At 63.5% G+C, this 10,975-nt stretch carries 12 protein-coding genes and 1 pseudogene; 10 read left to right on the top strand and 3 right to left on the bottom strand.

Going from position 1 to position 10,975, the window contains the following annotated elements; genetic code table 11:
- A pseudogene (locus EDC25_RS14085) lies at nucleotides 1-359 on the bottom strand (TCP-1/cpn60 chaperonin family protein); the annotation flags it as partial.
- On the opposite strand from EDC25_RS14085, the gene EDC25_RS14090 reads away from it, so the two are divergent.
- The 5 genes from EDC25_RS14090 to kdsB all read left to right on the top strand — a co-directional run bounded on the left by EDC25_RS14090 (nucleotide 356) and on the right by kdsB (nucleotide 5,076).
- Nucleotides 356-1,009 carry a MotA/TolQ/ExbB proton channel family protein gene (locus EDC25_RS14090; protein ID WP_123520643.1) on the top strand — a complete coding sequence of 218 codons (654 nt, stop codon included), beginning with the start codon at nucleotides 356-358 and terminating at the stop codon, nucleotides 1,007-1,009. The pseudogene EDC25_RS14085 and the gene EDC25_RS14090 overlap by 4 nt on opposite strands.
- The gene (locus EDC25_RS14095) at nucleotides 1,006-1,434 is read left to right on the top strand and encodes an ExbD/TolR family protein (RefSeq protein WP_123520644.1); all 429 of its coding nucleotides are present in this window, start codon (nucleotides 1,006-1,008) and stop codon (nucleotides 1,432-1,434) included. The genes EDC25_RS14090 and EDC25_RS14095 overlap by 4 nt, the downstream gene beginning before the upstream one ends.
- A complete protein-coding gene (gene msbA / locus EDC25_RS14100; protein ID WP_123520645.1) occupies nucleotides 1,431-3,188 on the top strand; it encodes a lipid A export permease/ATP-binding protein MsbA in 1,758 nt (585 codons plus the stop codon). The genes EDC25_RS14095 and msbA overlap by 4 nt, the downstream gene beginning before the upstream one ends.
- A 71-nt stretch (nucleotides 3,189-3,259) precedes the next feature.
- Entirely contained in the window at nucleotides 3,260-4,198 is a 939-nt protein-coding gene (gene lpxK, locus EDC25_RS14105; RefSeq protein WP_132577723.1) for a tetraacyldisaccharide 4'-kinase, read from the top strand.
- Nucleotides 4,198-5,076 carry a 3-deoxy-manno-octulosonate cytidylyltransferase gene (kdsB, locus tag EDC25_RS14110; RefSeq protein WP_123520647.1) on the top strand — a complete coding sequence of 293 codons (879 nt, stop codon included), beginning with the start codon at nucleotides 4,198-4,200 and terminating at the stop codon, nucleotides 5,074-5,076. Before lpxK ends, kdsB begins: the two co-directional genes overlap by 1 nt.
- On the opposite strand, the gene EDC25_RS14115 is transcribed toward kdsB, so the two are convergent.
- The gene (locus EDC25_RS14115) at nucleotides 4,961-6,100 is read right to left on the bottom strand and encodes a helix-turn-helix transcriptional regulator (protein WP_132577725.1); all 1,140 of its coding nucleotides are present in this window, start codon (nucleotides 6,098-6,100) and stop codon (nucleotides 4,961-4,963) included. The genes kdsB and EDC25_RS14115 overlap by 116 nt on opposite strands.
- A gap of 158 nt (nucleotides 6,101-6,258) precedes the next feature.
- On the opposite strand from EDC25_RS14115, the gene EDC25_RS14120 reads away from it, so the two are divergent.
- The 5 genes from EDC25_RS14120 to EDC25_RS14135 all read left to right on the top strand — a co-directional run bounded on the left by EDC25_RS14120 (nucleotide 6,259) and on the right by EDC25_RS14135 (nucleotide 10,509).
- Nucleotides 6,259-7,095 carry a hypothetical protein gene (locus EDC25_RS14120; RefSeq protein ID WP_123520649.1) on the top strand — a complete coding sequence of 279 codons (837 nt, stop codon included), beginning with the start codon at nucleotides 6,259-6,261 and terminating at the stop codon, nucleotides 7,093-7,095.
- A 348-nt stretch (nucleotides 7,096-7,443) separates the two neighbouring features.
- Nucleotides 7,444-7,620: a choice-of-anchor Q domain-containing protein gene (locus EDC25_RS14790; protein WP_164483853.1), complete on the top strand. Its 177-nt coding sequence runs from the start codon at nucleotides 7,444-7,446 to the stop codon at nucleotides 7,618-7,620.
- A 37-nt stretch (nucleotides 7,621-7,657) separates the two neighbouring features.
- Nucleotides 7,658-9,013 (top strand): right-handed parallel beta-helix repeat-containing protein, encoded by a 1,356-nt coding sequence (locus tag EDC25_RS14125; RefSeq protein WP_132577727.1) that lies wholly within the window; start codon nucleotides 7,658-7,660, stop codon nucleotides 9,011-9,013.
- A gap of 97 nt (nucleotides 9,014-9,110) precedes the next feature.
- Nucleotides 9,111-10,118 carry a hypothetical protein gene (locus EDC25_RS14130; RefSeq protein ID WP_205984815.1) on the top strand — a complete coding sequence of 336 codons (1,008 nt, stop codon included), beginning with the start codon at nucleotides 9,111-9,113 and terminating at the stop codon, nucleotides 10,116-10,118.
- A gap of 1 nt (nucleotide 10,119) precedes the next feature.
- Entirely contained in the window at nucleotides 10,120-10,509 is a 390-nt protein-coding gene (locus EDC25_RS14135; protein ID WP_123520651.1) for a hypothetical protein, read from the top strand.
- A 34-nt stretch (nucleotides 10,510-10,543) separates the two neighbouring features.
- Here the strand turns inward: EDC25_RS14135 and EDC25_RS14795 are convergent.
- Nucleotides 10,544-10,975: type II toxin-antitoxin system VapC family toxin (locus EDC25_RS14795; protein ID WP_207905720.1), on the bottom strand; the 432-nt coding region annotated here is incomplete at its 5' end.

Here is a 10,975-nt window from a genome sequence, read left to right on the forward strand (position 1 = left end):
TGCAGCAGGATGTACGGGCTTTCCAGCTCGACGCTCATGTTCTGCTGGTTGTTGATGAAGTACGGCGACAGGTAGCCGCGGTCGAACTGCATGCCCTCGACGACGTCCAGCTCGTTGTCCAGACCGGAACCTTCCTCGACGGTGATGACGCCTTCCTTGCCGACCTTCTTCATCGCGTCGGCGATGATGTTGCCGATCGACTCGTCGGAGTTCGCGGAGATCGTGCCGACCTGGGCGATGGCCTTGTCGTCAGCGGTGGGCTTGCTGATCTTCTTCAGCTCTTCGACGGCGGCGGTGACCGCCTTGTCGATGCCGCGCTTCAGGTCCAGCCGGGACGAACTGCAAGGAGCATCGCGTGCTGGAACTGTTCAAAGCCGGTGGTTGGGTGATGTGGCCGATCGCGCTGATCTCGGTGATCGCGTCGGGCATCGTGCTGGAGCGGTTCTGGAGCTTGCGGCGCCGCACGGTGCTGCCGCCCGGGCTCGGCGAGGAAGTGCGCGAGTGGGCGCGGCACACGCATCTGGATCCCAAGCACATCGATGCGCAGCGCAATACCTCGCCGCTGGGCCAGGTGCTCGCCGCCGGCCTGGATGTGCGTCGCCGTCCGCGTGAAATCATCCGCGAGCGGATCGAGGACACCGGTCGGCACGCGATGCATCAGCTTGAACGCTATCTCAACACCTTGGGCACCATCGCCAGCACGGCGCCGTTGCTGGGTCTGCTCGGTACGGTGATCGGCATGATGCGGATGTTCCTCGGCATTCTCGATCACGGCATCGGCGACATGACGCAACTGGCGGGCGGTATCGGCCAGGCCTTGGTCACCACCGCCGCAGGCATCTGCGTGGCCATCCCGGCGCTGGTGTTTCATCGATATTTCCGTGGTTTGGTGGCCGCTTATGTGATCGAGATGGAGCGCCAGGCCATGGCGCTGATCGACACACTGGACAGCGTGGCACAGCCCGCACCGCCGGCGGCACCCGTTCGGCGCCGGGGGACGGCCGCATGAGGATCGGCTCGGCCAGCCCGCAGGATGAGCTGGAAGTCAGCCTGGTTCCGCTGATCGACGTGGTGCTCACGCTGATCATTTTCTTCGTCGTCACCACGACATTCCAGGATCGCAGTACGTTGAAGATCGATCTGCCCGAAGCCACGGGTCAAATCGCCGAAACGCCGAAAGATCCGCTCGTGGTGGTGGTTGATGGCGAAGGGCGCTATTTCGTCGGCGGCGGTGAAGTCCTGCGGCGCGATGTCGGCTCGTTGCGCGAGGCCATCGGCAAGGTGGCCGGCGAGGACAAGTCGCGTGCCGTGATCCTGCGTGCGGACGCGAAAACGCCGCACCAATCGGTCGTGACCGCGATGGAGGCCATCGGGCAGCTGGGGTTCTCGCGTCTGTCCATCGCCACGGTTCCGCCGGAGTCAGGCAGCCCGTGAGCGACGGTGCGACACGTGGCGATACCTTCCGGCGCCTGCTCGGTTATGTGCGGCCGTACTGGCCGTTCTGGGTCATCGCGATCATCGGCATGGTGTTCGATGCCGCTGCTTCGGGTGCATTCGTGCACCTGATCAAGCCGATGCTCGACGATCTGTTCGTCGCGCGAAACCCGGACGTGATCCTGTGGATGCCGCTGGCGCTGGTCGGATTGTTCGTGTTGCGTGGCATGGCGACGTTCGCCGGAGATTACGGCATGGCGCGCATCGGTCGCAGCGTGGTGCGAGACCTTCGCAATCTTGTGTTCGGCAAGTACCAGCGCCTGCCTGCCGCCTATTTCGACCGTGAGCCGGGCGGGCAGGTGGTGTCGCGGGTGATCTACGGCGCCGAGCAGGTGGCCCAGGCCAGTTCCGACGCGATCAAGACGATGATCGTGGACGGGCTGACCGTGGTCGCCATGATCACGGTGATGCTGTGGACCAGTCCGAGCCTGACGCTGTATCTGTTCGTGATGGTGCCGCTCACCGGTCTGGTGTGGCGTCATGTGGGGCGGCGCTACCGCAACATCAATCGAACCATCCAATCCTCCATGGGCGATGTCACCGGCATGGTGGAGGAGGCCGTGCAGGGGCATCGGGAGATCCGCATCTACGGTGGCCAATCGCGCGAGGCCGATCGTTTCTCGCAGGCGGCACACCGCAACCTCGGCCTGAACCTCAAGATCGCCACCACCAACGCATTGAGCACCTCCACGATCCAGCTCGTCGCGGCCAGCGCGCTTGCAGCCATCGTGTGGCGCGCAACACGTCCCGACTTGCTGGACACCATGAGCGCCGGCGCGTTCATGTCGCTGATCACGGCCATGCTGGTGATGCTGCCCTCGATCAAGCGCCTGACCACGGTGCAGTCGGTGTTGCAGCGCGGTGTCGCGGCCGCCGACGAACTGTTCGACGTGGTGGATGCTCCGGAGGAAGTCGACGCGGGTACACGACCGCTTGAACGTGCACGCGGCGACATCGAATTGCGTGATGTTTCGTTGCGCTATCCCTCGCGTACCGAACCTGCGCTCGAGCGCATTTCGTTGCGCTGCGCACCGGGTTCGGTGACGGCGCTGGTGGGGCCGTCGGGCAGCGGCAAGAGCAGCCTGGCGAGCCTTCTGCCACGTTTTTACGAGCCTGATTCGGGTCAGATACTGCTCGATGGCCATCCGCTTTCCGACTATCGGCTCGCCGATCTGCGCGCGCAGATCGCACTGGTGAGCCAGCGCGTGGTGCTGTTCAACGGCAGTGTCGCCGACAACATCGCCTACGGCGGCTTGGGCGGTGCGAGCCGTGACCGGATCGAGGCCGCGGCCGAGGCCGCCAACGCGATGGAATTCATCCGCGAGTTGCCGGAGGGGCTCGACAGCCCGGTGGGTGAACACGGCGCCTTGCTTTCCGGAGGTCAGCGCCAACGCATCGCCATCGCACGCGCGCTGCTGAAGAATGCGCCGATCCTGATCCTGGACGAGGCCACCAGCGCACTGGATACCAAGTCCGAGCGGTTGATCCAGGATGCGCTGGATCGCTTGATGGCCGACCGCACCACCCTGGTGATTGCTCATCGCTTGAGCACCATCGAGCACGCCGATCAGATTGCGGTGATGGACCACGGACGTCTTGTCGAACTGGGGCCTCATGCCGAATTGCTGGCACGTGGCGGCATGTACGCTGCGCTGTACCAACTCCAGTTCCGCGACAAGGCGGCCGAAGGCTGATCGTGTCCAACTGGCGTGCCCGCGCGACGCACTGGCTGGAGCAGCGCTGGTATGGCGCAGTGCCACCGAACATGGTGCTGCGTGGGTTGGCGATGCTGTTCGAACGCGTTGCCCGTTCGCGTCGCGCAGATTTCCTGAGCGACAAACGCAGGGCGCAGCGTGTCGGCGTGCCGGTGATCGTGGTCGGGAATCTGGCCGTGGGTGGCGCCGGCAAGACGCCGCTCACCATTGCCTTGGTTCACGCGCTGTCATCGCGTGGTTTTCGCCCCGGCGTGATCTCGCGCGGCTATGGACGAGCCGGAATACGGCCGCATCGCGTTTCCGTGGACGATGACGCGCATGTGGCTGGCGACGAGCCACTGTTGATCGCACGTCGAACCGGCGTGCCGGTTGCAGTCGCCGCCAAGCGCATCGATGCGGCACGCCTGCTGTTGCAAAGCGACGACATCGATGTGCTGATCGCCGACGATGGCATGCAGCACTACGCATTGGCGCGGGACATCGAAATCCTCGCGGTCGATGGCCGGCGCCGCTTCGGCAACGGCCACCTGCTGCCGGCCGGCCCGTTGCGCGAGCCGATCGAGCGTGCCGCGGCCTGTGATTTCATCGTCGTCAATGGAGGCAGAGCAGCTCCTGACGAGGTGGCGATGCAGCTGGAACTGATGTCTGCGGTGGCGCTCGCCAGCGACGAGAGCATTCCTTTGGAATCGTTCGCCGGGCGTGCCGTCCACGCCGTCGCGGGTATCGCCGAGCCGGACCGGTTTTTCGATGCATTGCGTGTGCGGGGCTTGCGCATCGAGGCGCATGGCTTCTCCGATCACCACGCCTTCACCCCGGCTGACCTGGAGTTCGGTGACGAATTTCCGGTGCTGATGACCGAAAAGGACGCGGTGAAATGTGTGAGTTTCGCACGCGGCCATTGGTATGCCGTGCCGGTCTCCGCGCAGCTTCCCGATGCGTTCTTCGATGCGGTATCGGCGCGGCTCGCCGACCTCAAAGGAAACACCTGATGAGCACACTCGAATTCACCGTGGCCATCCCGGCACGTTACGGTTCCACCCGGTTGCCCGCCAAGGCGCTGCGCCTGATTGCCGGCGAGCCGATGATTGTCCACGTGGCACGACGCGCCCGCGAGGCCGGCGCCCGCGACGTGGTGGTCGCGACGGATGACATCCGCATCGCCGAGGCACTCGCACCACTGGAAGTCAGCGTGTGCATGACCTCCGCCACGCACGCTTCCGGCACCGACCGACTGGCCGAATGCGCCGCGCTGTGCGGCTGGACCGACGACCACATCGTCGTGAATCTTCAGGGCGACGAACCGCTTGCGCCGCCCCGCGCCATCCGGGCCGCAGCACAGGTTCTGGCCGACAGCGGTGCCCAGATCGCCACGCTGGCCCAGTCCATCGCCAGCACCGACGAACTGTTCGATCCCAACTGCGTGAAACTGGTGCGCGATTCCAACGGCCTTGCCCTGTATTTCAGCCGCGCACCGATTCCCTGGCACCGCGACGCCTTCGCCCGTGATCGCATCACGTTGCCGGCAGGGAACACCTGGCTGCGCCACATCGGCTTGTACGCCTACCGCGTCGCGCACCTGCGCGCCTTCGCCGCGATGCCGCCCGGCACCCTGGAGCAGATCGAATCGCTCGAACAACTGCGCGCCCTGGAGGCCGGCTGGCGCATCGCCGCCGCACTGAGCCCGGAACCGTTCCCGGCAGGAGTGGATACTGAAGAAGACCTGCTACGCGTGGAGCGGGAAATGCGGGCGATCACGTCTCGCGCAGCGGCGGCAACTTCCCCAGCAGTCGGAGCAGATCCTGCTGACGCTGGCAGCCGGTGCGGGCGAGGATTGACGATAGCTGGCTGCGTGCGGTGCTCGGCTTGATCCCGAGCGCATCGGCGATCTCGCCCAGCGGCTGTCCGCGATAAATGCCCGGAAGCAGCCGCGCTTCGGCGCGCGACAGCCCGAAGCCTTGCGCGAGAAAGTCCAGCAGGGTGGCCGGGGTGTCGTCCTGATCGGTCAACAGCAGCATGGTGTCGGGACGCGAAGGCGACCATGCCGGGCGCTGCACCGGCATCGGTGCAGTCATCGCCAGCAGGCGGCGACCGTGGGTTTCCAGCACCAGCACGCGCGGCTGTGCGCCTTCGCCGCCGGCTTCGCGCAGCAGGTGCGCCAGCGCATCGTTTCTCGGCAGCGACAGGATCGGTTTCGCCCTGTTCTCGTCCAGCAGGCGGCGCGCCGCCGGGTTGGCGTAATGCACGCGCAGGGCCGGGTCGAGCAGCAGCACGCCGAAATCCAGTTCGTCCAGCCCGCTACGGTACAGATCGACCTGCTCCTGGAGCCGGCGTACACGCCAGTGCTGGCGAAAGGCGCGTTGCAGGTGCGGCAGCAGTGTGGCCAGCCAGTGCTTGTCTGCCGCATCGAAATCCGCTTCCCCATCGGGCCGGAACAGGCTCAGGTGCGTGGGTGGAATCTGGTCCGGCGTCTGGCCATCGGAAACCACGCAGGTCAACAGGTGGCGCGCCGGAATGTGGCGCAGGAAGTTGCGATAGAACGCCGTTCGTAATAGTTGCCGTGGCGGCACCAGTTCGCTGCCCAGCATCACCGTGCCTGCAACGAACAGACCGCGCTGCACGCCGACCCGCACGAAGGGATCGTGACGCCACCAATGATCCGAATACGCCCGCGCCGATGCCTCCGGGTGATTCCAGGCCGCATAGAACGCCTGATCGCGTTGATGTTCGCCCTTCACCACCAGCATCGCGGTACCGGCCCCGCAGGCGGTGGCGAGTTGTCGCACCACCTCGTTCCACGCCGCGTCATCGCCCACCGCCGCGTACAGCGCATGTATCAGCGCGTCCGACGACACCGGGGTGTCGGGTCTGGAAGGGGGCGTCTGCCGGTACATGCCCGAACCATACCCGTTTTCCCTGCCGAGACCCGGGAAAACCGCCGATATGGCCGGGGCAATGCCGAAAAACCCGATTTTTATCATTCAAACGACGGATTCTTCTGCGCAGGTGGCGACCTACGATGAACGCTGTCCTGTCATGTCGGGATCACGCCATGAGTACGACCGTCCCGTGCAACTGGTATCGCGGCATCGTCGCCGCGCTGCTGCTGATTTCGGCGCTGCCGCTGTGGGCAGCCACCTTCACGCCCAACTCGTTCGAGGATCGGATCGACGCCAACCCCGGCGATGGCATCTGCGCCACCGCACATCCGGTGGTATGCACGCTGCGCGCGGCGGTGATGGAAGCCAATGCGCGGCCTGGGCTTGACATCATCGAGTTGAATGGCGGGACCTATGAGATCACCCGCGAAGGCAGCAACGAGAACGCGGCCCTGACCGGGGATCTGGACCTCACCGATCCGGCAGGTCTGATGATCCTGTCACAGCCCGGTGCTTTCACCACCATAGGCGTCGGCGAAATGGTGAGCCGGGTGCTGCAAGTGCATCAGGGTGGTCTGATGTTGAGTGGCCTACGTATCGGCGGTGGCCGCGCGACCCAGGGTGGCGGCATTCATTTTGCTGCGAGCCGGGGCAACCAGGAGGCCTTGATCCAGTTCAGCATGATCGAGAGCAATATCGCCGGTGCCGGCGGGGGTGTCTTTCTCGATGGCGGAACCCTGAATGTCCATCATAGCCGTTTCATGGGCAATATGGTATCAAGCGAGGCGCTGCCCGGGCCCTTGGGGGTAGATATTCGTGCAGTGAATGATGCGACCGTGCGTATCGAGCGGAGCAGCTTTTATGCGCATTACACATTCGGTGGAACCAGTAACATGCTTCGCGGTTCGATATCTTTGGATAAATCCACCCTGAACATGTTCAGCAGCTCGATTATTGGTATCCATGACGGGGGGCTGGTTGTGGCATCGCAGCTAACGCCAGCAACGTGACTTTGCAGAACGTGACGCTGGCTTACAATGAGTGTGGTCTGGATTGGGCTAATGCTCCCTTTATCTCGGGATCGGGCAAGACTCTGTTCGTTCGCAACAGTGCGATCGGAAACAATGATCTGGATTGCCGAATTTATTCGGAGATTCCACCGATCAACATCACTCATTCGGGGAATCCATCAGCGATATCCGCCAGCGACACGATCGACATCGACGGCCACAATCTGGACAGCGACGACAGTTGCGGCCTGGCCAGCGGCTTCGGAAATCTCCCCAATACCGATCCCCGGTTCGTGCTGCCCCCCGAAGGGGGGATGGCAGTGGGACGACAGAACGCTCTATGCACTCATGCCCCGCGCCGACAGCCCGCTGATCGACGCCGGCAGCCCGCTGGATCCGTCCAGCGGCAATCCAGAAGCCTGCTTCCAGTTCGACCAGTTGAGCGTGGAGCGACAAATCGGGAAGTGCGACATTGGCGCGGTGGAGCGGATCGAGCTGTTTTCCGATGGATTCGAGAGCCCGTAACCAATTGCAGGTATTTGCCGCGAACAGGAGAATCGGCATGAATCCCCATAATCCTCTGCGCCGGACATTGGCTCTGACCGGATGTTTTAATGGCTACGGCAGGGGATTTCTGCCGCTGTGTCTAGTCCTGCTGGCGGCTTTGACGCTCGCATCGGCATCCAGCGCCGCCACCTTCACGCCCAACTCGTTCGACGACCGCATCGACGCCAACCCCGGCGATGGCATCTGCGCCACCTCCGCGCCCGTGGTATGCACCTTGCGCGCGGCGGTGATGGAAGCCAATGCGCTGGCCGGGCCTGACATCATCGCGTTGAACGGCGGCACCTACACGCTCACTCGGCCCGGCCTCAACGAAAATGCCGCGCTGACCGGCGACCTGGATCTCACCGATGTGGCGGGCCTGGCGATTCTCTCGCAAGCCGGCATCATCACCACCATCGATGGCGATGCCAGGGATCGGGTGCTGGATGTGCGAGCCGGCCATCTGGTGCTCAGCGGTGTGCGCATCATCAAGGGCCATGCGCAGTGGGCCGATTCGGCACTTGATACCTCGGTCGGTGGTGGCATCCGTTTCAACCCCGGCACCGGCGGCACCCTTCAGTTCAGCATTCTCGAAAATAACCGTGCGCATGCCGGCGGCGGCATCTGGGCGCATAGTGCGAACGTGCTTCTGCGTTACAGCCAGTTGCGCGCCAACCATGCCGGCGACACCGGCCCGCTGGAGACCAATCCCGAAGGCGCTGGCATCAGGGTCACATATGGCACCAGCCTACGCATCGAAAACAGCAGCCTGTACAACCATTTCACCTATCAGAGTGCTTTCGGAATCCAGGGGACGGTTTCTCTTGAATACTCTTCACTGGCACTTTTCAGCAGCACGATTTCCGGCGATAACGTTTCTGCCATACACACTTGGGGCAGCGATGTGGTGCTTCAGAACGCCACTATCAGCAACAACGGCGCCGGTCTGGTCTGGAGCAGCAATGCCGAAGTGCTGGGCAGCCACAGTCTGTTCATCCGCAACAGCGTATTCGCGGGCAACGACAACAGCGATTGCGGCATTTTCTCTGTGTCACCTGGCGACATCCACGATATAGACGGCCACAACCTCGACAGCGACGGCACCTGTGGTTTTGCCCCCGGCTTTGGCAACCTGCCCAACACCGATGCAAAACTGCTTCCCCTGAGCACCAGCCTTTTGCTGCCCGCGCATTTCCCTGCTCCGGACAGCCCGTTGATCAACGCCGGCAGCCCGCTGAACCCGGCCAGCGGCAATCCCGAAGCCTGTTTCCAGTTCGACCAGTTGGGCAATCAGCGCCGAACCGGGAAGTGCGACATCGGCGCGGTGGAGGAGGGCTCGGAGCTGTTTTCCGATGGATTCGAGCAACCCTAGCCAGCCGATATGCGGGGCTTGCCGCCAATGCAACGGTAACGCGCGGTTCCCGCATCTGGGCCACATCCACACTTTCCTTCAACATGGGCCTTTCACCATGAAATCCATGCCGTTTTTCCGCACGTTGCTGGTCTGCGCCGTGCTGTCCTCGCCCGCCGTGGCGGGCGAGTTGACGATTCCACATACCTTCGTCGCCGGGCAGCCGGCGGTGGCGGCGCAGGTCAACCAGAACTTCGCCTCCGTGAAAACCGAGGTGGACGCCAAGGACGCACGCATCGCGGCGCTGGAAGTGCAGGTGGCAGCCTTGTTGGTGCGGCTGGAGGCCATCGAGAACAGCAATCTGATGGCATTGGAGCCGCATGTATCGCTGGAACATGTGCCCGATCCAAATACGGCGAGTCTGGTGTATCCGACCGTGCGCTTCACCGGCGTCAATGTGCAGGTGGTGGATGGCAGCGACGATACCGCTAGTGCCACCAACGGGTTGGGCAATCTGATCGTGGGTTACAACGAAACCGACGGCATGGCCCCGCAGTTCTGCTCGCTTCCCGGTTACATCGCGGATAGCGAGGGCTGCACGGGTGCCGGTGGTATCTGGGCACGCAACCAGCGCAGCGGCTCGCACAATCTGGTGCTGGGTTGGGGGAACGCTTACACCAGTTATGCGGGAAGGGTCGCAGGGCGACATAATGTCATTAGTGGGATCCATGCCACGGTCGGAGGCGGTCATACCAACCGGGCCATTGGCGATTATGCCGTTGTCGGCGGAGGCGAGCTGAATATCGCCAGCGGTTTATATGCCATCGTCAGCGGAGGGCACAACAATATTGCTAGTGGCCAAGGTGCCTGGGTCGGTAGCGGCATCGTTAACAAAGCCGAAGGCCTCAATGTTTCGATCATCGGTGGTGCAGGCAACCGGGCTACCGGAAACTACGCTGCGGTGAGTGGCGGCATGGGTAATTTCGCTGAAGGCTATGCGGCCTCGATCAGCGGAGGCGCCTCCAACAAAGCCAGCGACATAGCTGCCTCGGTCAGCGGTGGATATCAGCGCAGCGCGACCGGCGTATACAACTGGCGCGCGGGCGGCCTGTTTCAGGATCAATGAAATGCGCGGCCGATTGCTTGCCATTGCGGCATTGGGGCTGAGCGGCGTGGGCGCGCCTGCCGCACAACCGCTGTTCTCCGATGGTTTTGAAGCCTGCTGCACGGTCGGCGGTACGGTATCGGGGTTGAGCGGCAGCGGGCTGGTGCTGCGGCTTTCCGCCGGTGCCGTGAGCGAGGACCGCGCCATTGCCGGCAACGGCTCCTGGAGTTTTTCCTCGCCGCTGGCCAATGGCGTGGGCTACAGCGTCAGCGTGCAGAACCAGCCCAGCCCGCCATGCCAGATCGTCAACGGCAACGGCACGATGGGCAGCGCGCATGTGCGCAATGTAGAGCTGCACTGTGGTGCATCGCTGAAATGGAACGAGGGCGTCTGGGGCGATCTGTGGCAATGAGCCTTGCGCGAGGGTGGGGCGCGACAGGGCGTGGTTACATTCCCAGCACGTTGACCGCCAACCCGTGCGATGCAGCGGCCAGGCGCTGATCGTGCGTCCACAACGCTTCGCACCCATGATGCTGCGCTGTCGCCAGATGCAGTGCGTCCGGCGTTTTCAGCCCGAACCGCGCCCGCAACTGCGCACCCTGCACGAACACCTGCTCGGGCATCGGCAACTGCACGAAGTGTTCCAGTCCTTGCTCGTAGTAATGCTGCAACACCAGGTTCCCGTCCCGCATCGGTACCACGAGGCACTCGAACTTCACCAGCGGAGAAATCGCCAGCCGCTCCGGTGCAACTTGATCCAGTCGTGACAGCACTGCCTCGCCGGCGTATAGGAAGTTCAAACGCCCTTTTCGGGCAGTCTGCTGGGTAGGCGGCGGTCGCGCAAGCCCCGTTTTGGGCACGGATCGGACGTCTGTGAG

Origin of the sequence: Pseudofulvimonas gallinarii (assembly GCF_004343305.1) — a bacterium.
Taxonomy (GTDB): domain Bacteria; phylum Pseudomonadota; class Gammaproteobacteria; order Xanthomonadales; family UBA2363; genus Pseudofulvimonas; species Pseudofulvimonas gallinarii.

Bases quoted from the DNA above. Each gene is read 5' to 3' on its own strand.
- EDC25_RS14135 (WP_123520651.1), top strand. From the start codon at position 10,120: ATGCGCGGCCGATTGCTTGCCATTGCGGCATTGGGGCTGAGCGGCGTG.
- EDC25_RS14125 (WP_132577727.1), top strand. From the start codon at position 7,658: ATGAATCCCCATAATCCTCTGCGCCGGACATTGGCTCTGACCGGATGT.
- kdsB (WP_123520647.1), top strand. From the start codon at position 4,198: ATGAGCACACTCGAATTCACCGTGGCCATCCCGGCACGTTACGGTTCC.
- EDC25_RS14115 (WP_132577725.1), bottom strand. From the start codon at position 6,100: ATGTACCGGCAGACGCCCCCTTCCAGACCCGACACCCCGGTGTCGTCG.
- lpxK (WP_132577723.1), top strand. From the start codon at position 3,260: ATGGTGCTGCGTGGGTTGGCGATGCTGTTCGAACGCGTTGCCCGTTCG.
- EDC25_RS14120 (WP_123520649.1), top strand. From the start codon at position 6,259: ATGAGTACGACCGTCCCGTGCAACTGGTATCGCGGCATCGTCGCCGCG.
- EDC25_RS14130 (WP_205984815.1), top strand. From the start codon at position 9,111: ATGAAATCCATGCCGTTTTTCCGCACGTTGCTGGTCTGCGCCGTGCTG.
- EDC25_RS14095 (WP_123520644.1), top strand. From the start codon at position 1,006: ATGAGGATCGGCTCGGCCAGCCCGCAGGATGAGCTGGAAGTCAGCCTG.
- EDC25_RS14790 (WP_164483853.1), top strand. From the start codon at position 7,444: ATGCCCCGCGCCGACAGCCCGCTGATCGACGCCGGCAGCCCGCTGGAT.